This is a genomic window from Verrucomicrobiota bacterium (assembly GCA_027622555.1).
In the GTDB taxonomy this organism is placed as follows: domain Bacteria; phylum Verrucomicrobiota; class Verrucomicrobiia; order Opitutales; family UBA2995; genus UBA2995.
On the sequence record JAQBYJ010000036.1, the window covers coordinates 23,451 to 45,992 of the forward strand.

Annotated in this window: 20 protein-coding genes and 1 pseudogene; 10 read left to right on the forward strand and 11 right to left on the reverse strand. The window is 47.7% G+C overall.

Going from position 1 to position 22,542, the window contains the following annotated elements; translation table 11 throughout:
* Positions 1-35: 35 nt before the first annotated feature.
* The 8 genes from O3C43_11380 to mtnB all read right to left on the reverse strand — a co-directional run bounded on the left by O3C43_11380 (position 36) and on the right by mtnB (position 5,443).
* The gene (locus O3C43_11380) at positions 36-833 is read right to left on the reverse strand and encodes an MBL fold metallo-hydrolase (GenBank protein MDA1067095.1); all 798 of its coding nucleotides are present in this window, start codon (positions 831-833) and stop codon (positions 36-38) included.
* 318 nt (positions 834-1,151) lie between these two features.
* A complete protein-coding gene (locus O3C43_11385) occupies positions 1,152-1,490 on the reverse strand; it encodes a toxin-antitoxin system HicB family antitoxin (protein ID MDA1067096.1) in 339 nt (112 codons plus the stop codon).
* Entirely contained in the window at positions 1,474-1,680 is a 207-nt protein-coding gene (locus O3C43_11390) for a type II toxin-antitoxin system HicA family toxin (protein ID MDA1067097.1), read from the reverse strand. Before O3C43_11390 ends, O3C43_11385 begins: the two co-directional genes overlap by 17 nt.
* 37 nt (positions 1,681-1,717) lie before the next feature.
* On the reverse strand, positions 1,718-1,993 hold the full coding sequence (locus tag O3C43_11395) for a hypothetical protein (GenBank protein MDA1067098.1): 276 nt from the start codon (positions 1,991-1,993) through the stop codon (positions 1,718-1,720).
* The gene (gene rsgA / locus O3C43_11400; protein ID MDA1067099.1) at positions 1,959-3,074 is read right to left on the reverse strand and encodes a ribosome small subunit-dependent GTPase A; all 1,116 of its coding nucleotides are present in this window, start codon (positions 3,072-3,074) and stop codon (positions 1,959-1,961) included. Before rsgA ends, O3C43_11395 begins: the two co-directional genes overlap by 35 nt.
* A 432-nt stretch (positions 3,075-3,506) precedes the next feature.
* Positions 3,507-4,220: an acireductone synthase gene (gene mtnC / locus O3C43_11405; protein MDA1067100.1), complete on the reverse strand. Its 714-nt coding sequence runs from the start codon at positions 4,218-4,220 to the stop codon at positions 3,507-3,509.
* 5 nt (positions 4,221-4,225) lie between these two features.
* On the reverse strand, positions 4,226-4,783 hold the full coding sequence (locus O3C43_11410) for a cupin domain-containing protein (GenBank protein ID MDA1067101.1): 558 nt from the start codon (positions 4,781-4,783) through the stop codon (positions 4,226-4,228).
* Between the two features lie 9 nt (positions 4,784-4,792).
* Positions 4,793-5,443 carry a methylthioribulose 1-phosphate dehydratase gene (gene mtnB / locus O3C43_11415; GenBank protein ID MDA1067102.1) on the reverse strand — a complete coding sequence of 217 codons (651 nt, stop codon included), beginning with the start codon at positions 5,441-5,443 and terminating at the stop codon, positions 4,793-4,795.
* A 215-nt stretch (positions 5,444-5,658) separates the two neighbouring features.
* On the opposite strand from mtnB, the gene O3C43_11420 reads away from it, so the two are divergent.
* Entirely contained in the window at positions 5,659-6,084 is a 426-nt protein-coding gene (locus tag O3C43_11420; protein MDA1067103.1) for a hypothetical protein, read from the forward strand.
* A 40-nt stretch (positions 6,085-6,124) separates the two neighbouring features.
* Here the strand turns inward: O3C43_11420 and O3C43_11425 are convergent, their stop codons facing one another.
* On the reverse strand, positions 6,125-7,558 hold the full coding sequence (locus O3C43_11425) for an MFS transporter (protein MDA1067104.1): 1,434 nt from the start codon (positions 7,556-7,558) through the stop codon (positions 6,125-6,127).
* Positions 7,559-7,650: 92 nt separating this feature from the next.
* Between O3C43_11425 and O3C43_11430 the strand changes: the two genes are divergently transcribed.
* From O3C43_11430 to O3C43_11450, 5 genes are all read left to right on the forward strand, one after another.
* Positions 7,651-8,703: a Gfo/Idh/MocA family oxidoreductase gene (locus tag O3C43_11430; GenBank protein MDA1067105.1), complete on the forward strand. Its 1,053-nt coding sequence runs from the start codon at positions 7,651-7,653 to the stop codon at positions 8,701-8,703.
* A 19-nt stretch (positions 8,704-8,722) separates the two neighbouring features.
* Positions 8,723-9,568 (forward strand): hypothetical protein, encoded by an 846-nt coding sequence (locus O3C43_11435; protein ID MDA1067106.1) that lies wholly within the window; start codon positions 8,723-8,725, stop codon positions 9,566-9,568.
* 18 nt (positions 9,569-9,586) lie between these two features.
* Positions 9,587-10,300, forward strand: coding sequence for a PIG-L family deacetylase (locus tag O3C43_11440; protein ID MDA1067107.1), 714 nt, complete (start codon positions 9,587-9,589; stop codon positions 10,298-10,300).
* Between the two features lie 146 nt (positions 10,301-10,446).
* A complete protein-coding gene (locus O3C43_11445) occupies positions 10,447-12,696 on the forward strand; it encodes a PQQ-dependent sugar dehydrogenase (protein ID MDA1067108.1) in 2,250 nt (749 codons plus the stop codon).
* 754 nt (positions 12,697-13,450) lie between these two features.
* Positions 13,451-14,920, forward strand: a complete 1,470-nt coding sequence (locus O3C43_11450; GenBank protein ID MDA1067109.1) for a sulfatase — start codon at positions 13,451-13,453, stop codon at positions 14,918-14,920.
* Between the two features lie 95 nt (positions 14,921-15,015).
* Here O3C43_11450 and O3C43_11455 read toward each other — a convergent pair whose 3' ends face one another.
* Positions 15,016-17,370, reverse strand: a complete 2,355-nt coding sequence (locus O3C43_11455) for a hypothetical protein (protein MDA1067110.1) — start codon at positions 17,368-17,370, stop codon at positions 15,016-15,018.
* A 199-nt stretch (positions 17,371-17,569) separates the two neighbouring features.
* Here O3C43_11455 and O3C43_11460 point away from each other — a divergent pair, with 199 nt between their 5' ends.
* From O3C43_11460 to O3C43_11475, 4 genes are read left to right on the forward strand one after another with little or no spacing between them, the layout of a single operon-like run.
* Positions 17,570-19,543 (forward strand): lamin tail domain-containing protein, encoded by a 1,974-nt coding sequence (locus tag O3C43_11460; GenBank protein ID MDA1067111.1) that lies wholly within the window; start codon positions 17,570-17,572, stop codon positions 19,541-19,543.
* Between the two features lie 4 nt (positions 19,544-19,547).
* Entirely contained in the window at positions 19,548-20,357 is an 810-nt protein-coding gene (locus tag O3C43_11465; protein MDA1067112.1) for a polyphosphate polymerase domain-containing protein, read from the forward strand.
* A gap of 7 nt (positions 20,358-20,364) precedes the next feature.
* Positions 20,365-21,048: a DUF4956 domain-containing protein gene (locus O3C43_11470; protein MDA1067113.1), complete on the forward strand. Its 684-nt coding sequence runs from the start codon at positions 20,365-20,367 to the stop codon at positions 21,046-21,048.
* 3 nt (positions 21,049-21,051) lie between these two features.
* Entirely contained in the window at positions 21,052-21,891 is an 840-nt protein-coding gene (locus O3C43_11475; GenBank protein MDA1067114.1) for a biotin/lipoyl-binding protein, read from the forward strand.
* Positions 21,892-21,895: 4 nt separating this feature from the next.
* Here O3C43_11475 and O3C43_11480 read toward each other — a convergent pair.
* Positions 21,896-22,542 (reverse strand): annotated as a pseudogene (locus O3C43_11480) (IS630 family transposase).

Consider the following 22,542-nt stretch of genomic DNA (forward strand, 5'->3'; position numbering starts at 1 on the left):
AGCTTCCTACAGAAAAAGTGAATGATACTTGTTTTCTAAAGCGACACCTTCAACCGCTTAAACTCATGGAGGCCTGATCCTTTTTTGAGCAGACCCTTTTCGGCGAGCTCTTCGAACGCGTCAACTGCTTCATCCAGGAAATCGTTGTCAATATCCAGTCGGCCGTGGCCCGGTAGCAGTTTCCCGATGTGGGGGAGTTTTTTTAGTCGGTGCAGTGAACGGCGGTAATCCTCTGGATCAGAATGTTGCAAGCCTCCCAAAAGCACGCCTCGGTAAAGCAGATCAGCGGTCACCAAATAGCCAGTTCTTTTTTCAAAGATGGATACATGGCCCGGAGAATGACCGGGCGTGTGGATGATTTCCAGCTGACGTCCTCCTAGTTCAATGACATCTCCATCCGAGTGAAGTGATTCTACCTTCGCGTGAAACGGTCTATATTTTTCTAGGTCGAACTCAGGTGGAGGTTCTTGGGTAAACGGTTCTTTCACTAAATAGTGGCCGATCTTTTTAATGTATTTATCGGCACGGTCCTCAATCCAGTCGCGTTCCAGAATGTGGGCCGAAAACCGTTCGAATAAATGATGACCTCCGGTGTGATCCCAGTGAGCATGGGTTGTTACGACATCCACGGGTAATTTCGTGAGTGCATCGACAATGGTTCGTATATTTCCCACCCCGAGACCGGTATCAACCAGCGCCGCTCTTTCATCCCCAATAAACAAATAGGAATGAATTTTCATCCACTGCCCATACTCACCGATACCAAAGGAGGAGTCATCCAGGATGTCTACGGTGAACCAGCTATTTTCCAACTCTGAGGCGGGATGAGTCATATGAGTTATAGGGTTACCATGGAGCCGCATTGGAATGAAAGCCATTAATGTTCAAAGTAACCCTAAGGATTCAATCATCTTTGTTTCGATCCTTTATGGGACAGCAAAATTGCGAGAGCAAGTTCGGCTTAGATCGCCAATGATGTCACTTTTTTGTCTTGGTCCTGGTGTATCACGGATTTAAAGAAAGCGGCTTGTCTCCACTTTTTAAGATGTCCTGGTATCCTTTCCGATTGTTAACGATCTTGATTCTTAGAATCTAAACTTATATACAGGAGTAGTCGGAGTTTTCTCATTTCTGTTGTTGTAATTCTTAATTCACACCCCGCTCTTTTCCAAAACGTTCTTGCAATATGAGTTCAAGCTTTCACCTTTTTGCATTGCTCGAATTGAAAGGGCTTTGTGGGTATTCTCTCCAACTCGAATCACAAATTTACCACTATACTTTTTGTCTGCAGTATCAGCAGGAAGAGGAATTTCGTTGGCATCAGACTGGTTCACCCATTCGTCAATCACCTGGCATAACTCTTCGTATACTTTGTTTTCTGTGGCCCCATGAACACCTCCAAGCATAAGACCTGGTGAAGTCCCGATGTAGCATTGGTCCTCTTCACTCCATTCCACTACCTTCAGGTAGGCATCACTTCTTTTTTTCATTTTTCACTTTCCTTATAGCTTCATCTACAGCCCGCTCTTGGTAGCGTTTTGCATCACTACCGGGCTGTCCTGAAATGGTTATTCGAATTCCTTGATCATGTATAAAATTCCTGAGGCTTCCTTTTCCGCCTCTATCCACAAATCCCCGCTTCTTAAGGGCGGATATAAGTTCTCGGATTTTCTTTGGCATAAAGAGGTAGTATCATAATGATACTACGTGTCAATTTCTATATATTTTGGGCTCCCGATTTTTTAAGGAAGATATCATGATTTGCCCCCGCCTTAACTACTTCGATGTCTGGCATCTGTTCGAGGGATTGAACGATTGCATTAAAGTCGCCGTAGTAACCGAAAGTGAGACCACGATTCTTTTCTCTATCCGCTTTCAACAAGGTGATTGTTGCTACAAAAATTGCGATTAAGACTGGGATTACTATGAAGATTTTTGCATTCAATGGTCCCGGAGTCCTAGTCGTTGAAAAACTTTCTTTGGTCTTTGGCATTCTTTCGAAGTTGGATATGGATTTCTTTAAAATACTCTTCCTTATCCAGTCTTTGTTGTTGGGTAAGGTTTTTTGGCTGTTTCTTTGCGGCCCGTCGTTTTCGGACCTGGGCATTTTCGAAACTGAGCTTTAAAAACTGTTCATATCGATCAATATCCAAGATTCCGTTATCGATGGCTTTTTCAATTGCGCATCCAGGTTCTCCGGTGTGCTGGCAATTCCTGAAACGACAGGTTTTGGCGAGCTTTTCAATGTCTGAAAAGGTTATACTGATTCCTTTACTTTCGTCTGTCAGTTGCATCTCACGCATCCCGGGTAAGTCGATAAGCAAAGTCCCATTGGGTGTCTTAACAAGTTCCCTCCAGGTCGTAGTGTGGCGTCCGCGACTGTCTTCGTCGCGAACTGCTTGAGTCGCCAATCGTTCTTCACCGAGCAGCGCATTTATCAGGGATGACTTTCCCACACCCGAAGAGCCAAGTAGAGCAATGGTCTTTCCTTCTCCGAAAAATTCAGCGAGGCAATTCAAGCTCGAAGGATCGATTGCGCTAATTGCTTTTATTGGAATGTCTCGGGCTACTTCTCTGGCTTCGGCAAGGAGTGGTTGTAGGTCACCTACCAGATCCATTTTATTTAAAATCAAAACGGGCTGAGCATTACAATTCCAGGCTAAGCTCAAATAACGCTGTATACGATTTATATTAAAGTCCCCATCCAATCCACTCAGAAGAAACAGGTAATCAAAGTTGGCGGCTACCGACTGAAAGTCTGAGGCTTTACCTGCCACCTGGCGTTCGAAAAGACTTGTTCGCGGTAGGATATGACGAATGTCGTATTCCGGACTTACCGGATTGGGTTCAACAAGTAACCAATCGCCCACGATGGGTTGTAGGCCGTTTGATTGCATTTTCTTCCTGACCGTTCCGCTCAGACGGGCTACCCTTTCTTTGTCACCCGAATGGATTATATATTGACCCCGATTTTCACGTGTGAGCCTTGCTGGAATCAGGTTTGGTTGCTTGATAGCTTCGAAATGAAGTTGAAATGTTTCGTTCCAACCTAGTGAAATTAAATCTGTATTCATTTTAATAAAAGTAGTGACTGAAAATGGATTGCTCTGGAAGGCATGCCTTCATGTGCGCTAGTGAAATCTATCATCGCTTGATGTAGATCCAAACGGTGAAAATGCGGCTACAAAAAAGCCGCGAAATCGTATCGTTCGCGGCAACCTTCATTTAAACTAGTAAGCTGTAAACTAGCCAATCAAGCTCGGCGAACGACCTGTCCATACAATCTGTGTGTTATCGGGGTTGTTCATAAAATTCGCCTTTGGTGTATAATATCTTCCACAAACTACGCTCTAGAAAGATGAGTTAGGATTCACGTTTTCATACGCCGAAGTCAATTCTTATAATGGTCTGAATTGGAATCAGGAGTGTAGGTGGGCTAGTCAGACTAATAGCCTCCCGCCTGGTGGAACCCGGATGAATGCTTCACTTTCATTCGACTCGGTAATCTACAAATTTTCGAAATTTCTAAAGACCTGATAGCTGCTTGGATTGTCCGGTGGATCATCTCGAACGACTAAGCCGACATCCAAACCGGCCTCGGTGGCGGCGTCCAGCTCGGGAACGATGTCCGATAGGAAAAAGATTTTATGAGAGTCTACTCCAAGTTGCGCGGCAATGCTGCGATAACTTTCAGACTCACGCTTCGGTCCGGTTGTGGTGTCAAAGTAAGCGGAGAGCTTGTTGGTCAAGTTGCCAAAGGTGGTGTGACTAAAGAGGAGTTTCTGTGCCAGAACGCTGCCTGAGGAATAGATGCATACTCGCTTGCCTGCCTCAGCCCATCGCCGGATCGCCGGTTCCACATCGTCATAGAGGGTCGCCTTTAATTCGCCGGTTCCATAGCCATCTTTCCAAATCAAACCTTGAAGCGCTTTCAATCCTGTCGATTTACGATCCCGATCCATTAGCCAGAGTGAAAAATGCGCAATCCTCTCTGGGGTTCGACCCCAATCCGGTTTATCGGTATCCGGTTCTATCGTGTGATCCGCTTCCAACAGTGCGATCGCAGTTTCGACTTCAGGATGTGCAATATGATCAACTACAAATCGCTCCATCCTCTCTCGTGCAAATGGGAACAAAGTCTTGTAGACAAAATCGATTGGCGTCGTAGTCCCTTCAATGTCGAGCAGGACGACCCTGGCAATTTCGAGGGGTGAACTCACACTCCTTAGTTGGAACTAATGAACGTGGGACCTAGGCATACTTCCAGAAAGCTCGCTTCTTTTCCGCTCTCCGAATAGCGCGGCGTCCAACCTGAAGGATCCTGAAACAAACGAATCGCCTTGATTGTGCGGTCTTGACAGAGATCGAACCAGTGAAGCGTTCCGCGCGGTACGCGAATGTAATCTCCAGCGGTGACTTCCAATGCCGTCACCGGTTGGTCGTCTCCCGGATTAAAATGGAACACACCGGTTCCATCGATGATGAAACGAACTTCGTCTTCATCGTGCCAGTGTTCACTGCTGAATTTTGCCAGCATGGCGTCCAATCCCGGTGTGTCCGACTGCACTGCGATGACGTCTGCAGTCATGTAACCACCCTCCTCTTTTGCGCGCTCAATATCCGGAGCATATGCCTCCAGGATTTCTTCATTCGATGGATTCTCAGACAGCTCGTGATCGGTCTTCCATATGCCGTAATCGATGCCAATAGTTTTAAGCCTATTCTGGATTTCCTCCCTTTCAGAAAGGACCAGATCTTCTTTGGGTATTCTTAGCAATGCCATGTCCTGACGCTAGCAATTTTGACCGATGTGTAAAGCGAGATCTCCCTGGAGGCGACCGTATACTTCAAATAAAAATTCAAAAATTTCAACATGGCGACGTGCCTCAGCCACACTTTTTCCCCAGGTATACAAACCATGTCCGCTTAGCAGAAATCCATGCATGTTCGGCTGCTTCCGAAGGCGAGCACTGACTTTTCGTGCTAACGCAGGGATGTCTTGGGAATTCTCAAAAACCGGGACGAGTTCTTCATGCTGATGCGACTTTACTCCCTGGAGTCCCTTTAACATTTCGAAGCCGGTCAACCTCAAGATTGAACCGCTCTCACGGATGGAAATCACTGTGTTCCAGACCGTGTGGGTATGAAGAATACACGTCGCCCCGGTTAATCGGGCAATGGTTGTGTGTAGGAGCGTTTCTGCGGAAGGGTTTGCGACCCCTTCAATGACTTTGCCTGATCGGTTTACCAAGAGCAGTTCCTTCGAGGTCACTGTGTGTTTGTCCACTCCACTCATCGTTACCAACAATTTCAACGGGCGTTCGTTGATGACTACACTGAAATTACCACCGGTGCCTGGGGCCCATCCTTTTTGAGCGATAAACGAAATCGCATCGCACAGTTCGCTCGCCCTAATTTCATCCCTACTCAATTTTGCCGCCATAGATTCCAAAGAGAGTCGGGCGACGATTCGACTGTCAATGATCGATCGCGGGGGAGTGTCTCCAAACCTAACTATGACTATCAACAACTCTAAATATTGGTGGCAGTTGAGATCCCTTCCTTTTCCTCTAATTGCTCAAGCTGGACAAAGCGTTATCTTCGTGATCTAATCCATCTCCCTCAGAAGATTATCAACATCAATCACCACTCAATTATATGAATCCAAAACGAATCATTATCGGTCTCATCGCCTCCTTCGTAGTCATTTCTGCCACCAACTATCTCATCCATGGAGTCCTCCTCCAGAACGACTACGAACCGGGCATGGGAACCATCTGGAGGTCTGAAATTTCCATGTCAGGCATCATGATCAGCAATTTGCTGGTCGCCCTAGCATTTACCATGCTTTGGGCACGGATTTCGCTTGGTGGTGCGGGAATCCAATGCGCCATCGCTCTTGGTGTTTTCATGGGAATCGCTAATATCGGCTATAATGTAATGCACCACGCAGTTGCTCCTCTTCCAGAAGGTCTTCTCATCAAGTGGATCATTTTTGGTTTCATACAGTACGTCCTTGTTGGGGTTATTCTTTTCGTCGTCAACAAACCTACCAACTCCGCCCCAGACATCAGCGGAAATTAATCTTAGGAAATCTGAATCGTATCGATCTACGGAAACTCTACTACTCCTCCAGTTCGCGCCCTCGGGTTTCCGGACAGAACGGCAGTACCGCTATGCCTAGAAGAAAGAGGAGGCTCAGAGTGGCAGCTGCGGTGGTGAGCGTGAAGCCCCAGTCCTTTTGCATCCAACCGCTGATGAACAGGACGGGTGCTGCGAGGATGCGACCGCTATTAAAACAGAATCCAGTTCCCGTGGCTCGTAGGCGAGTGGGGTAGAGCTCGGGGAAGTAGATGGCATAGCCGGCGTGCATGCCAAGGGTTAGAAATCCGAAAATAGGCAGAATTACGTAGAGGGAGCCGACACCCAAGGGAACCAGGAATAGCAGGAGTGCGCTTACCAATCCTCCGACATGGAAAAAGAGGAATGCGAAGCGCCGACCTCGCCTTTGACTGATGGGGCCAAAGCAGAGCAGGCCAATACCTCCGCCTGTGGTAACTATAAACATACCAAGCATTTCCCACCGCTTCAGGGACGCCGCATTTTGTGCGAGCAATTCTGTTTGGTCTTCTAGCGTAAGGGGTGCGGAGTATTCTACTGAGGCGTCAGCGGCCAGGATCTTTTGTTCGACTGCATTGCGGAAAATATCTTTTCCGTAAATGTGCGATCCCCAAAAAGTGGCGAGGCCGATCGTGGCCAGGGTGACCCCGATTAAGGTTCTCCGCAAAAGCACTCCTTTGAACAAATCGCTAATGGCACCCATGCGTTGTTCCGGTTCTTCGGCTGCCTGTTTGCGAGCAGCGATCCAGCTATCGGGTTCGCGCAGGCTCTTTCGAATCCAGATGATAAGTAATGCTGGAAGTATCCCGAGCGCGAATCCAAGGCGCCACGGAAGGGACAGCGGATCCATAAAACTGGTAACCCAATTCATTTCCGAGCTCGCTGCCCAGGCATGAACGGCGGTGTTCCCGATTAGAAAGGTCCCTGCGGCGACGGCGAGATAACTTCCCAGAACGCTGGATGCATGAAAAATCCCACCAACGTGAGCTCTCGCTTTTTTTGGAAATACTTCGGCAACCAGTGTGCTTGCAACGGCCCATTCTCCGCCGACTCCCATCGCGACGAAAAAGCGCAAGCCTGCCAGATGCCACCATTGTTGTGAAAATGCGGATACGCAGGTAAATAGACTGTAGAAGACAATGGTTATCGTCATGGTCTTCTTGCGGCCAATTCGATCGCTGAGCATCCCAAAGAAAATGCCGCCTAGGGCGCCGCCCAAAAGGAAGGAGGCCAGGGCTATATTATTGTAAAGGGCGATTTGGCCGCTGCTCGTCGATTCAGGTACCAACGATGGCATAGCCTCGCGCATACTGGCCACAAAGATTTGTCCTTCGAAAACATCAAAAACCCAACCGAGCGATGCGATGATTAGCACGATCCATTGGTAGCGGGAAATTCCGGAGTACCATTTTTCGTTGGGGTTGGTCGGATTATTCATAATGCGTGAGTCACCTAAACTTGTAATGCCCCGATGCTTGCGTCGAGGAGTTTAATTGGACTAATCTCAAAAATAAATGAGGTAATAGTAATATGGATTCATCAAAAACAGTTCGATTCGGGTTGATAGGCTACGGGGCTTGGGGCTCTTGCCATGCAAAGGCCATTGAGAAAACGGAAGGTGCGGAGCTGGTAGGAATTGCCGCCCGTTCCGAAGAAACGTGTAGCGTTGCCAGGAACGCCTATCCCGATGCGGGAGTCGTATCTGATTATCGTGAACTCATCGCACGTGACGATATAGACATCGTCGATGTCGTTCTACCGAGTCATTTGCATCACGAAGTAGGCTGCGCCGTTTTGAAAGCGGGGAAGCATCTGATGATGGAGAAACCAATGGGGCTTTCCGTCGAAGAATGCGATGATTTGATTAGGCTGGCCAAAGAAAACGACTGTATCCTAGCCATCGGGCACGAGCTTCGACTTTCTTCACTGTGGGGAAAGGTGAAGGAGATGATAGATGACGGCTTTGTCGGACAGCCTCAGTACGTGCTGGTCGAACTCTCGCGCAAGCCGTACCGCCAAGGGGCGAGTGGTTGGCGCTATGACATTAACAGGGTAGGGAACTGGATTCTGGAAGAACCCATTCACTTTTTCGATTTAGCACGTTGGTACCTTCAAGGCATTGGTGAGCCAGTTTCGGTTTTTGCCACTGCGAATTCTCGTCAACCTAACCATCCCGAGTTACAGGACAATTTCAGTGCCATGGTGCAGTTTGAGGAAGGCGCCTACGCAGTTGTTTCGCAGACGCTTGCGTCGTTCGAACATCATCAAATGGTCAAAGTCAGTGGAACAAAGGGATCTCTTTGGGCAAGTTGGAGTGGTGCAATGGACCGGGACGATCGTCCCACCTTCTTTCTTAAAGCCGGAGACGGTGAGACTGTCCAAAATATACCAATCACTGAGTCCGCCGGTGAGTTGTTCGAACTGGAAGCAGAGATTGGCATGTGCGTTCGAGCTATCCGCAACGGCGGGGCCATCGCGACGACGGGCGAGGACGGGTTGTGGTCAACTGCACTGTGTATAGCGGCTCAGGAATCGGTAGATACCGGAGCGCCGGTGAAGATGAGTGACGTGCTTGGCAAATGATTACGAAAAAAGAACCTGAATGAATCGGTCGGAAGAAGTACGCTATTTATTGAATTTGTCTTCCGATGAAGTGCGGGAGAAAGCAGGCGAAAGGCTTCTAGTGGTTCAGGACATAGACCTCCTTCACCGACATTTTGCTGATTCTATTGCCGGGGAAATTATTGGAAACAACCAAAATGACCGTCCAACGAAGCTCATCCTCCCTGTGGGGCCAGTCGGTCAATATCCCATTCTCGCCGATCGATTGAATGCTGAGAATATCAGCCTCGCGAATTGTTGGTTTTTTATGATGGATGAGCATTGTGACGCCGATGGTGTAGCCTTGTCGTCCAATCATCCGCTCAGCTTTCGCTTCACCTTTGAGAAAGAATTCACTGAGCGTGTAGTTGAGCACCTAAGGGCTCCTTCGGAGCAAGTCATTTTTCCAGCTCAGAATAATATACAAAATTTAATAGAAAAAATATCAGATTTGGGAGGAATTGATACGACCTATGGAGGGATTGGAATTCACGGTCATGTTGCCTATAACGAGCCAGCCCAAAACATTCGCGAGTCGAATCCTCGCGTGGTCGAGCTCAACGAATTTACCAGAACGATCAATGCGATCCGTTCGCAAGTCGGAGGAAATTTGGAGAACTTCCCCCAGTATGGAATAACGCTTGGCATGCGTCAGATTCTGGAGGCAAAACGTATTCGGCTCTATTGCCGGAACGGGATAGATCTCGATTGGGCGAACACAGTTTTGCGGCTCGCAGTTCTCGGCGCACCGGGTGATGATTATCCCGTAACGTATATCCGCGATCATGAGGACTGCTTAGTTGTGACCGATGAAGATACGCTAAAGCAACCACAGATTATTTTGTAACCCTTTGAAATATACACGATGAAACTTAATTTCCAAAACGAGCGCGTCTTAGCTGTTGTTGCGCATCCTGATGACGCTGAATTGTTGTGTGCAGGTACTCTGGCTCGCGCCAAACAAAGTGATCAAGCCGATATTGCTATCTGTGTGCTATGCTGTGGAGACAAGGGGCAGACCGATCCGCCCATCGCAAATCTTGGTGAGGTTCGAAACGGAGAAATGCAAGGTGCTGCTGAAATGCTCGGTGCAGAATTGTTTTGGACAGGATTTCATGATGGTGAACTGGCGGATACGAAAGAAGCGCGCCTGAAGTTAACCGAAGTATTTCGGGTATTTCGACCGACACTGGTGATAAGCCATTCAGCGAACGATTATCATCCCGACCACCAGGCCGCATCGAAAATCGCTGAGACCGCCACCTGGTTTTGTGCTTCTGGTGGACAAGTTACAGAGAGTTCGCCCCTAACCAAGCCGCCGGCTCTTTGGTTCATGGACACGATCGAGATGCACGGATTTGAACCCGGATTTTTTGTAGATGTAAGTTCTTGCTTACAATTAAAACGTGACATGTTGGGCTGCCACAAAAGCCAGCTAGCCCGTGGCAGTAGTACCGATTTCTCTCCGCTCGAAGAAGTCATGCTTCGACAAGCGGGAGCTCGAGGTGCACAATGCGGCGTGCAAGCAGCTGAGGCTTTTCGGATTCATAGCGCATGGAAACGAGCCCCTGCGTGGTAGCTGGCCAAAATTGAATGATAAAGTTTAATCTATCGCCCTTGGAAGATTGATAACTATAATTGGTTAGAAGTAATATCTTTTTCCTTCCTTGAAAATCGGAAAGCCTAATTCTACACGAACAGGAGTTGTCCCTTTTACACCTAAAGATGAAAATATTTTATACGAAATTGCTTCCATTGTTGCTCATCGCTGCGGTGTGGGTGTCGGTTATGGTTTTTGATGCCACCCGCGAGGATCTGCTCCCCAAGATCGCTCCGTGGGAAGGAAGCTTACTCGATGGAACCGATCAGGATCCATTGCCTTTTGAGGCAATACCCGTTCATGGAGAGATTCCTTGGGATCAACCACTTGCTATGGTTCCTGTGCCTGGGATCGAAGGTGAGTTTTATGTCATCCTCGAGCGGGAAGGAGCCATTTGGTCGCTGAACGCAACTACAGGTGAGCGAACATTGATGATAAAATTGGGAATTCCCGAAAGGTTGCCCTACAAGGTGGAAGGCGACCGATCGACGCTTGGAGCGCGCTTTCATCCCGATTTTCCCAAGACACCAGAATTCTATGTTCGATCTGCAGTAGAGACGGCGGAATCCGGCTACAATTGGTTGACGCGTTTTATGGTAGATCCATCTGATCCTCTCAAGCTCGATCCCGGGAAAGAGGAGTTAGTGCTGGAATGGGAAGCAATAGGGCATCGGGGTGGTGACCTCGATTTCGGCCCGGATGGGTATCTCTATATTTCAAGTGGCGATGGGAGCACTCCGGCTGATCCAAATAACGTCGGCCAGAAAACGGATAATCTTTTGGGATCGATTCTTCGTATTGATGTCAGCGGAAAAAATATGGGGCTGAACTACCGAGTTCCTCAGGACAATCCTTGGGTCGGGGTCGACGGTATTCGCCCCGAAGTGTGGGCCTATGGTTTACGCAACCCCTGGCGAATGAGTTTTCGACCTGGCACGAGTGAAATCTGGTTAGGAGACAACGGTGATGAACATTGGGAATTGGTGCAACGCGTCAAAGGAGGAGAGAATTTCGGGTGGAGTACATTCGAAGGAAGCCATCCTTTTCGTCCGAGTAATCCATTAGGCGGACCCAATAAAAATCTTACCATACCAGTGGTGGAGCAATCCCATCAAGTGTTACGTTCGGTTATTGGCGGTGTCTGGTATCAAGGCAGTCAGTTTCCTGAACTGAAGGGTCATTATATTTATGGCTGTTATTTAACGCAAAAACTCTGGGCGTTTTCCATGGAAGGTGAGCAGGTAGTTGGCTTGCGACGGATCGCTGATCTTGGCGGTCAGCTTGTCGCATTTTGCGAAGACCCCGATCGTGAGTTGTTAATCCTTGCTTACGACAAAGGAATTTTTCGATTGCAGCGGTCACCTGTGCGAGATCTGAAACCCATTCCTGACAAGCTAAGCTTAACGGGGCTCTTCGAGTCGACCGCCAACCACAAAGTCGCTTCAGGCTTTTTACCCTACGAAGTGAATCTGCCGGTATACTGGGATGGAGCCAAAGCAGAACGCTTTATGGCTATTCCCGAGGAGGAAATTCTCATCCAGGCGATCCCAGCTGGTTTGCAAAAAGGTGATGAAGCCGCCATTCGGTCAACCGCTGGCCTCGATCGTTGGAGAGTGCCAACGCAATCATTATTAATGCAGACCTTCTCTCTTGAAAACCGCCGAGTGGAGACGCAGGTTGCGATTAAGGACGGCGGTGAATGGCGCTACCTTTCTTACCGATGGAACGAGAAACAAACCGATGCGGATTTAGTTCCGGAGCAGGGTGAAGAAGTTGAGCTCGAGTTAAAGGGGGGGAAGCAACTCTGGCGGTTTCCTTCCAGGTCCGAATGTATCGCTTGTCATACCCAGCGCGGAATGTTTGTGCTCGGGCTGACGCTTGCACAACTGAATCGTGAATTCGATTACAGTGCTCATGGAGGCGGAAACATGAATCAGCTGGATGCCATTCGGAACCAATATTCATTTTCGAATAACAGGCAAATATCCAAGGTGGAAACATTGCCGATCATGCCTCAAGTATTCGACGACTCGGTCCCTCTCGAAGAGCGTGCCCGAGCTTACCTGCATGTGAATTGTGCTCACTGTCACCGTGAAACAGGACTTGGAGGTCGAGCCTCTTTTGAGTTGTTGAACTGGCTGGCAAACGACCGGACAGGACTCATCAATGGTCGACCTTTAGTAGGCTTGCCAGGTATTCCGGCGAATGAAGCCAGACTGGTCGCTCCTGGTGATCCTGACCGATCCGAAATCTATCGTCGGATGACTTCAATTACCGTTGGTAAAATGCCATTGTTGGGAAATCATAACACGATCGATGAGTCTGGTGCCGAACTGATTCGTCAATGGATCGAGTCTATTCCTCCCGAGGATTAAAGGGCAAAAACCGGAAACTTAAATCTGTCGAAATTATTTTGTATCGGACTGGCTTACATTCCCTCTGAGTCCGTAGCGTCCCACCTAAGACTCGTTTCACTCGATCAGAACCTGGCCACTTTTAACTTGTAATTCCCCGTGGTCTCTTTCGCGGGGTCGGTGACTGATAGGAAGTTTGAGCATTCGAAATCGGCAGCGAGCTACCTCCTGCAGTTGTATTTGCGATACGAAATGTAGGAGGTAGCTTGCTGCCGAGCATACCATTAAGGATGTCCGCTCAGTCTTTTGGAGAGAGTGAAAATGATAAGTAGAAAGCAAACATCTGGTGGGATGTTTTAAGCCTTTCATACCCTATGGTCTGCCACAGGGTTTTGATTGATCATTAATTTCCGGGAGTGATTTTGAAAGGTGTCAAAACCTGAGCTACCGGATCCAACGAATTCCCATTGGCGAGTCGATGGTCTTTCCGCACAGAATTCTTTGGGCTGATTCACTACAGAAAAAGTCACTTCCCTCCTTTTGTAGGAGACATAAGCAACTTTAGTCGCGACCCGTAGGTTTTTGATTTACAAGTCGCTAATAAATTTGCTCCTACACTTTGGCCATACTTTCGTTTCTGAAATCATTTGTACCGAAGTCTTGACTGACAACGAAGTGAAAAGCAATCACACCCCTCATTTCCAATTTGTGTTCGGAGTGCTTGTTCTATTCCTTCAAATGTGTTTGAGTTTGGCGACTTTTCTCCTTCCCCGTTATGAAAATCAATTCCTGTCTTTGTGTCCTAATCGCAGCCTCCATGGGGTTTTCTTCTGTTGAGAAAATCCAAGCGGCCGAACAAGCTAACATTCTGTTTATCGCGGCAGACGATTTGCGGACGGATTTGAATTGCTATGGGCAGACGCACGTCATCACTCCAAATTTCGATCGCTTGGCAGGAGAGGGAATGATCTTTGATCGCGCATACTGCCAGCAGGCGGTTTGTCACCCATCACGAGCCAGTCTGATGACGGGTAAGCTTCCCGATACCATTGGAGTAACCAGTTTATATACAGATCTGAGGATTGCTGCTCCGGATGTTCTGACCATACCTCAGCACTTTCGTAAGCATGGCTACGTAGCGGAATCATTTGGAAAAATATTCCACAGTGGTCACGGTCACCATGGAGATCCCGGATCGTGGTCAGTACCGCCTCATCGGTTTGGTGATGGTCAGCAATACATGCTTGAAGAGAATCGCCAAACCAAAGCGCTCAATCGGGAGAAATTGGCTAAAGCGGAAAAAGCAGGAAAGTCTCTCGGAGGTCCGAAAAATGGTCCCGCATTTGAGTGTGCTCCGGATCCGAATTCGGAATACAGTGACGGAACCATGATGGAAAACGCGCGTGCAGGTCTGAAACGATTGGCTGCCGGTTCGCAGTCCTTTTTCCTCGCTGTTGGATTTTCTAAGCCCCATCTACCATTCAATGCACCAGAAGAGTTCTGGGAATTGTACGACAGAGAAGAGATTAAGCTGCCTGGTAATCCCTATCCGCCTAAAGACGTTCCCGATTACGCCCTGCATACCAATGGCGAATTGCGTTCCTACTCGGGCGTGCCCCAGAAGGGAGATATCCCCGACGAACTGACTCTGGAGCTGCGTCATGGATATTACGCGTGTGTAAGCTATATCGACAGTTTGCTTGGAGATCTTTTGCACGACCTGGATACTTTGGGTCTACGTGAGAACACCATCATCGTCTTTTGGTCCGATCACGGTTTCAAATTGGGAGAACACTCCCTCTGGCACAAGCACACCAATTTCGAATTGGATTGCCGCGTCCCGTTTATGATTTCCGCTCCGGGATACCGCACCGGACAACGGACGGGATCATTGGTCGAGCTGCTGGACATTTTCCCCACGCTTTGCGACTTGGCCGGTCTGCCTATTCCTGACGATCTGGACGGAACCAGTTTGATGTCTATTCTCAAGAATCCGGAAACATCGGTCAGGCCATTCGCCCGGAGTCAGTATCCGCGAGGTAACAACGTCATGGGTTATGCGATAAAGACCGACCGTTTCCGGTATGTGGAATGGAAGGACACGTCTTCCGGTAAAGTCCTGGCTCAGGAGTTGTATGACCACTTCATCGATGGTCAGGAAAACGTGAACCAGGCTGGTAATCCCAGTTATCGATCAGAAATTGAAAAGGCGGCCAGGTATCTACGAGAATCGAAGGTTCGCTAGTAGTTGGAAACAACAGTGACTAACCTGTGTAAAATGATTGCTGAATACTGAGATCGATTAGCGGGAATTCCTGTATTCATCTTTACCTTGAAAAATCAGAACAACCACGGCCGCGCTTGCTTAATAGCGAGGTTTCCTTCTGCGGTTATCTTATACTCGATTTCCATCGCAAACCGCTCTTCAGGTGGTGGATTATAAAGCAACTTAAACTTGTCGTGGATGGTTTCAAGATAGGACCTGAGCTGATCGATATGTTCCTGGCTCATCAGAAGTTGACCAGATGGGACCTGGTTTGAAAAGCGTACGACCGTAAAGTAGTTGGAATCGTCGGCATTTAGGAGAATCTCCTCAGGAACCGATTGTGCTTCGGGATTCGTTACCAGATCCTCACCGATCTGTGTATTCAAGTAATAGTTACCCGTTGTCTGGTAAATGGGATCATCGCTTACGGCTACACCATTGGATTTTTCATCACTGAAGTTGGGATGGAGTAAAACGCCCATTGCGGCCTCAAACTGATCGATGCGATAAAAGTCCCTCTCTTCGTAGGCACGGAAGTTCCATAGGCTGGCGAATACCTGCTTAATCGACTTTGATAGATGGCCTTCATACGGATGATGCGTGAACGAATCATAGAGACCGGCACCACTAAAACCAGGCAGGTCTTCGTTGTTTGTACTGGACCGACACCGAATGGCAGTTCCTTCAGGAAACGAAAGTTGCAGAGCCGACAACTCATCGATCATCCACCCAGGCATGAGTCCATCTTCCACGACCTCTCTGAAATCAGTTAACATGGAGATTCGCATATCTACGCTGGCAATAAAGTCCGGATTTTCTAACATGGACATCACCTGAGTGTAGAAGTCGTTATACTTCATAAACTCATCGTAGAAATAGAACGGCAGAGCAAATCCGTCCGGAATTACTCCTTCCGGAAACCCAAAAGTTCTTAAGGTGGCCACATTGGCAGCTTTTACTCCAAAGGCATCCAAATCAGTGAATCCAACATCCGATAGAGGACGAAACGCGGTTATCGAAAGGTTGCGGTCTGGAACCTGAGGTTCGGTTGGACGGAGGTCTTCAAAATGTGCGTTTACTTCTTCCAAAGTTGCTTCACGAATATCATATCCATCAATCCGCACATTGAAATAGACATAATTTCCTATTAGATCCTGAATCACCTGATCGTTCAATGCACCCGGAATGTAGGCATTGGGAACTCCATCCTGAATCGCACGAAGGTTGACGTGAGAGAGCGGTGTTTGAGCAACAGTCGTAATTACCCCAGCGACGCGAGGTAGTTCATTTGGCAAGGTATCGTAGACCACCAAATCTCTGGTGGTTGGGCGATCATTCAGTCCCATTATCCGCAATAACCCAAAGCCTTCTGCTATATTAAGTGGGATATAATTTACCCCCAGGAATAAATCACCTTCGAGCAAGATTGGAATCCGCGAGGCATCGTAGAGCTCTTTTTCTTGCCAATATAGAGGGAGGGCTGCGTTGGGCATCGGGAAGTAAGAAAAATTATTCTCAAGAAGAGGCATGTTTTTGGCCAGAATCTCGTGGCCAAACTGAACATCCTCAAACGAGTAAGAATCGTTCGGTTCAAATTCAAAACGATAGATGCCGGTTCCTCCGTCTGCGCGAGCCAGCTTAGGATGATAAATTATTTCTCCCCGCATTTGACCAAGAGTACCTCTGGGAGGGAGACCGACCGCAGTCGCAAAACGACCATGCGCCCTGTGCGTATTCGTATTCATAAAGAAAACATATGGCTTATCGGTATGAGCATCTATGATATAGAACTTTACGAATTCCAACTCCCTCAGGTGAGTATCAATTAAAACGTCTAAGCCCTGATAAGAAAGCTGACTAAACGTTTTCTGATCGGGGATCGAGTTTCTTCCATCGTTGATACCGACCTCAAACGCAGGATTGAGAGGTGCCCTGGCTCCATTGACGGACGCCAGCAATTCGGATACATCGTTTAAACCGTCGTTGTCCAAATCTCCGGGGTTACTCCTGTCGAACTGCGCAACTCTATAATACCCGGCCTTAGGATGAATCCCCAACGGTTCAGTTATCACTGTAGTTCCTTCTTGGCCGAGGTACATGGATACCGGTACTTCATTTTTAATGTCACTCAGGGAGCGACTTAAATACAGCACGTAATAATGCTCCGTAGTTGAAGAAACTTCCAAGCGAATCCGCTTGTCATCTCCAATGGAGGCACTTTTTACAACCAGAAGCTCAGGCTCCTGGGCGGACAAATCGTGAAGTGCAATAAAAAGCATGCACAACGCAACCACGCAGGCTACGGATCTTCTATAAAAGCTTCCTGGACCAAAGCCTTTTAAAGTTAAACCCATCCAGCATGGAAAAGAATCAGATGCATGGCGACCTCTACGATCAAGAGTGATTGAAGTGCCAGGCCCAGTATACATTTAATAAGATCTGATTTAATTCTTCGTTGTTGAACAGTAAAAGCGTCTCGTACATTTCTAGTATAAAAAGAACATGCTCCTGACAATTTTTTATAACGGAGAAAGCTGTAACTCGGTTTCATTTTTGTCCGTTTGATCAAAAAAAGGATAGTTGATTGAATCTCCCTAACTTAACGGTCCTGCTACTGATTGAAGCACATTGGAAATTATAGAAATAACTTTAAGGCATTTCAAAACGCTCAAGAAAACTTCGGTCTGGATACTGTTTGGTTATGTTTTCCCGGTTTATGTGGGATTTGCAGCAGGAGGGATCCGTATTACAGAAATTATGTACCATCCGCTAGACGGTGACGGCATTGATGATACAGAGCTGGAATTTATTGAGATCAAAAACATAACTGAGGCACCGGTAGATCTGTCGGTCGCATCTTTCACTGATGGTGTGAATTTTACCTTCGGGCCGAACAGCATTCTGGGAGCGGGAGGGTATTGGATTTTTGTTTCCAACTTCGAAGCGTTTACCGCTCGTTATCCGGGCGTAACGGTGAAAGGAGAATATACCGGCCAACTGAACAACTCTGGTGAAACCCTGGAGCTGAGTGACAGAAATGGCGTTTTGTTGGAAGCGGTAAACTATGGGGATATGAGCCCTTGGCCACCGGAAGCTGATGGAGGTGGAAAATCCCTGGTTAAACGTAATGAAACAGCGATCCCACTTTCCCCGAACGATTCGTTAGCCTGGAGAGCCAGTTTCAACACCCATGGATCTCCCGGAGAGGAGGATCCCGCACCACTTCCAGGAGATATTCTCGTAAACGAGGTGTTGCCGCATACCGATCTACCGCAGGTAGATTCCATCGAGCTTTATAACCCGACCCAGACCCCTGTCGATATCAGCGGCTGGTATATTAGCGATGATTTGGGCGAAGCAAAAAAATACCGGATACCCGACACAACACTTATTCTAGGTGGAGGATACTTGGTATTCACAGAGACCGAGTTCGCAGCAGAGGCTCAAGGAGATTCCAGCTTCCGGTTCAATAGTCATGGTGACTCAGCTTGGCTGGTCTCTGCCGATGGCGCTGGTAACCTCACTGGATACACTCACGGCTTCGCGTTTGGAGCTTCGGCCAATGGAGTATCTTTCAGCCGTTATCTTGATTCGGAAGGTATCGAAATCTTTACCGCTGCGGACACCGTGACATTGGGCAGTGAAAACTCGCCGCCCTTGATTGGCCCCATTGTGATCAACGAGCTCTTGTACAAACAAGGATCAACCGGTACCGAGTTTCTTGAATTGATAAATGTGACTGATGAAGCCGTACCGCTTTTTGATCCTGATAATCCTCAAAACCTATGGCGTATTAATGGTTTGGGATTCGAATTTCCTGGCGGTGTTGTTGTTCAGCCGAAGCAGGTCGTTATCGTAGCCAATGTAGAACCGACGGAGTTTCAGGCTGAATATAGTATGCCCATCGGAGTGCTATTATTCGGACCCTTTGCTGGTAGCCTCGATAATGCAGGTGAACGAATAACCATTCAGCGACCTGATAAGCCAGATGTACTGGAAGGTGGAGAGATATTTGTTCCCTATATCGCTGTGGATTCCGTGCGTTATGAAGTCGATCTACCCTGGCCAGTGCCTGATCAAGGTTCCAGCATCGAGAAGATCGGCCGCCATCTTTTCGGACAAGAACCTGACAACTGGCAACTTAGCCTGTTGCAGGCAGGCTCACCTGGAATGGCTCAGGATTTGGATTTTTCGACCTGGTTAAGAATGCACTTTATCGATTCGGAAATCGAGTCTGGATTGGTAGGCTTTGAAGAGGATTTCGACGGAGATGGAGTTCTCAATTTCTGGGAGTATGCTTTTGGCTTGAATCCACGCATGTTTCAATCGGCTATAAGCGCAAGGAGCCTGATCGTCGCAGAGTCTGGAAATCAATATCCTGCAATCGCATTCAGGCAACTGATCCAATCGGATGATCTTATCTACCAAATACAGGAATCTACCGATCTTCTTGTCTGGAACGATGCTACAGATTATCTACAATCCAGCTCGGCGAACAATGGAGACGGAACATTGTCTGTTGTGCTTCGTGCTCCAGACCCTTTGGTATCACCGGGTGTTTGGTTCCAACGTCTAAAAATCTTTCTATCAGAACTAAACTAGAAAAATGGTACAGAGATTGAAGCTTATAGACCAACCCCTCCGAGTTCGCCACGAGCTTAAGTATATTATTCCTTCGGACAAAGCGGAGGAGATTCGCAATTACATACAAATAGTTTGTGATCCAGATCCATTCGCTAAAGGAGATCCTCCCATCTACAAAGTTTCAACCATGCAGCTCGATTCGCCCAATCTGGCGCTTCATCTCGCAAAAGATAGAAAACAGAAGACCCGGTTTAAACTTCGAGTTCGCACGTACGATTATGACTCGAATGGGACAGTGTTTTTTGAGGTTAAAAGAAAAGAAGATCGGTTTATTAGAAAAACGCGTTCGCGGGTACCTATTCAGGACTATTCAGAGCGCTTGTTCGAAAAGCCTTTTGTCATTCCTCACTTCCGGGATGACGACGAGTATCTGAACCATTATGAGTTTCTCCGCTTAATGAAAATGGCCGACGCGCGGCCCATGGTGCATATTCAGTATGAGCGTGAGTCGTGGATTGGTCAGTCCAATCCAGATATTCGAATAACCATGGATCGAAATATCCGCTACCGCCGTGCAGAAGGATATAAACTGTTTGATGGTAATGAAAAGGGTTGGCGGGCGATGGATAGTGAAACGGCCCTCAGACGTTCCTTTGGAGGAGTCATTCTGGAAATTAAATCACCCGGTTATATTTCATCCTGGATATTTTCTTTGGTAAGGAACTTCGATCTTCAACGAACCGGGTTCTGCAAATACTCGACTGCTATGCGACTCGAGTCGCTCTTCTCTGGACAAACTTATACCGTCGGTTCTGAAAGGTGTAATTATTAATTAAAGTATGGACGTTTTAATCGAAGGACTAGGAGAGATCCGAGCTCAAGGACCCATTGAGATATTAACTTCGCTAGCGCTGAGTCTTTTACTCGGATCCCTGTTAGCGGCGGTCTATAGATGGACTCATGCCGGGTTCAGCTACTCCCGGTCTTTTGTTCAAACTCAGGTGCTCGCCTGTATCGTAGCGACGATCATGATTATAGCGATAGGCAATAACCTGGCGCGTGGCCTGGGAATCCTCGGCGCGTTGGCGATCATCCGATTTCGAACTCCCATTCGAGATCCGAGAGACATCATTTTCCTGTTTGCTTCACTCGCAATAGGCATCTCATCGGGATCTGGCATTTACTCTGTCGCAATTCTGGGCACCTTATTTTTTGTTGGCACCGTATTGATGCTGAACTGGTCTCCAACTTCCTCCCAGCGTAGACATGAAGGGTTGTTGCGATTTGTAGCACCTGCCGGGAAAGACTTGGAACTACTGCTGTCCGATATTTTCAAATACTATGCGTCAACAGTTGAAATGGTTGCCATGCGAGAAGCCTCCCAAGGTGTGGATATCGAATACGCTTATCAAGTCTGCCTGTTCGACCCATTGCTCCATTCCGAATTTATAGCTACCTTGCAGAATCTGGATGATATCAGAGAAGTGAGTTTTATCATGCAAAGAGAAACGGTGGAGATTTAGTTCATGCCTGAAACCAAAATATATCGTTTGCCTTCAGCCCAAAAGCGCAGAATTTGGCTTACGCGTAAACTACGGTTTTGGCCGGCCCTTCTTTGGATTCTCCTCGCCGTGTTCGTGGTTTATGGAATTGGTGGCGCCAGAAATGTCGTTCAAGTATTTGGCGTTGTCGATTATCCAGATATCAGTGTGGCTGCTACAGAAACGGGAAAAATCGAGAACATATTTGTAACCGTTGGACAAAAGATTGTCGAAGGCGATGCGCTTATAAAGCTGAGCAGCCTGGAAATAGATTATGAAATTGCTAGCTTGAAGGCGGATGCGGAAGAAGAGCAACAGGCGACTCAACGTCAGTTTTTTAATACGATGCAAAGTATCAATGCCGACATCCGACAGCTTAAGTTGCAACAAGCACAAGCTGAAGGAGAACTCGCCATTTTAAAGGAGGAGGGTCGACGTCTGGAAGGGTTGCTTACTCGCAGATTAATTGATGCGGCTGAAGTTGCCACGAACAGGATGCGGATTGTCTCACTCGAAACAGCGGGCAACAAGTATCCGGAATTTCTCAAAGCACTTGAATCAGAGAAGGCAACGTTAGCATCGTTAGAAAATAACTCTCCCAAAACCACTGAGGATAATCGGGCAGTCCAGCTTTCTATCCTTCAGGAACGGGCAAAATCGCTTTCCATCTCCGCAAATAATTCAGGAGTGATTTCCAATGTTTTAAGAAATCCGGGAGACGTGGTTTTGGCTGGAGAAACGGTGCTGGAATTACTGGGATCCGATGCACCTGTTGTTAAGGGATTCATTCCGCTCAGCGTTCATGACAGCATACAGCTAGTGTAGTGCGTCAAGCAGTCTGTAACATATCAAGCTTTGCTCGAGCACGCTTTACTTTTTCCAGAATGTCCTTCGCGCTGGCGGTCCAGACGAAGGGTTTTGGGGCTGCGTTGTGTTGCTCAATGTAGTTGTTGATTGTGTCGATGAGTTCTGGAACGTTCTTGAACACGCCTCTGCGGAGACGCTTGTCAGTGAGGTCGCGAAAAAAGCGCTTGTTGGTGTGAAGTGAATGTGAAAACGTGGATGCCTGGCCAGCCAACTTTTAACCTTGGGATGTTTGTGAGTGGCGTAGTTATCGACGATCAGGTGCAGGTCTTTCTCCGCAGGGGTCTGGGTGTCAATGAGCTTCAAAAACTTCAACCATTCTTGATGCCGATGACGCTTCATGTGTGAACCAATGACGGTTCCATCCAAGGTGTTTAGTGCCGCGAACAAGGTCGTTGTGCCATTGCGCTTGTAGTCATGCGTCATTGTTCCGGCGCGGCCTTTCTTTATCGGCAGCCCGGGCTGGGTGCGGTCGAGCGCCTGAATCTGACTCTTCTCATCGCAGCTTAAAACCAACGCATGCTCCGGAGGGTTCAAATACAAACCCACGACATCTTCGAGTTTCTCTGCAAAATGCTTATCATTGGACAACTTGAAAGTGCGGCTAAGGTG

Excerpts from the sequence above, each read along its gene's own strand:
- O3C43_11395 (MDA1067098.1), bottom strand. The coding sequence starts at position 1,993 with ATGCCAAAGACCAAAGAAAGTTTTTCAACGACTAGGACTCCGGGACCA.
- O3C43_11385 (MDA1067096.1), bottom strand. The coding sequence starts at position 1,490 with ATGAAAAAAAGAAGTGATGCCTACCTGAAGGTAGTGGAATGGAGTGAA.
- O3C43_11435 (MDA1067106.1), top strand. The coding sequence starts at position 8,723 with ATGAATCGGTCGGAAGAAGTACGCTATTTATTGAATTTGTCTTCCGAT.
- mtnB (MDA1067102.1), bottom strand. The coding sequence starts at position 5,443 with ATGGCGGCAAAATTGAGTAGGGATGAAATTAGGGCGAGCGAACTGTGC.
- O3C43_11390 (MDA1067097.1), bottom strand. The coding sequence starts at position 1,680 with ATGCCAAAGAAAATCCGAGAACTTATATCCGCCCTTAAGAAGCGGGGA.
- O3C43_11465 (MDA1067112.1), top strand. The coding sequence starts at position 19,548 with ATGGTACAGAGATTGAAGCTTATAGACCAACCCCTCCGAGTTCGCCAC.
- O3C43_11470 (MDA1067113.1), top strand. The coding sequence starts at position 20,365 with ATGGACGTTTTAATCGAAGGACTAGGAGAGATCCGAGCTCAAGGACCC.
- O3C43_11430 (MDA1067105.1), top strand. The coding sequence starts at position 7,651 with ATGGATTCATCAAAAACAGTTCGATTCGGGTTGATAGGCTACGGGGCT.
- O3C43_11425 (MDA1067104.1), bottom strand. The coding sequence starts at position 7,558 with ATGAATAATCCGACCAACCCCAACGAAAAATGGTACTCCGGAATTTCC.
- O3C43_11455 (MDA1067110.1), bottom strand. The coding sequence starts at position 17,370 with ATGTATACTGGGCCTGGCACTTCAATCACTCTTGATCGTAGAGGTCGC.
- O3C43_11450 (MDA1067109.1), top strand. The coding sequence starts at position 13,451 with ATGAAAATCAATTCCTGTCTTTGTGTCCTAATCGCAGCCTCCATGGGG.
- O3C43_11420 (MDA1067103.1), top strand. The coding sequence starts at position 5,659 with ATGAATCCAAAACGAATCATTATCGGTCTCATCGCCTCCTTCGTAGTC.
- O3C43_11445 (MDA1067108.1), top strand. The coding sequence starts at position 10,447 with ATGAAAATATTTTATACGAAATTGCTTCCATTGTTGCTCATCGCTGCG.
- O3C43_11475 (MDA1067114.1), top strand. The coding sequence starts at position 21,052 with ATGCCTGAAACCAAAATATATCGTTTGCCTTCAGCCCAAAAGCGCAGA.
- O3C43_11380 (MDA1067095.1), bottom strand. The coding sequence starts at position 833 with ATGACTCATCCCGCCTCAGAGTTGGAAAATAGCTGGTTCACCGTAGAC.
- rsgA (MDA1067099.1), bottom strand. The coding sequence starts at position 3,074 with ATGAATACAGATTTAATTTCACTAGGTTGGAACGAAACATTTCAACTT.
- O3C43_11410 (MDA1067101.1), bottom strand. The coding sequence starts at position 4,783 with ATGGCATTGCTAAGAATACCCAAAGAAGATCTGGTCCTTTCTGAAAGG.
- O3C43_11440 (MDA1067107.1), top strand. The coding sequence starts at position 9,587 with ATGAAACTTAATTTCCAAAACGAGCGCGTCTTAGCTGTTGTTGCGCAT.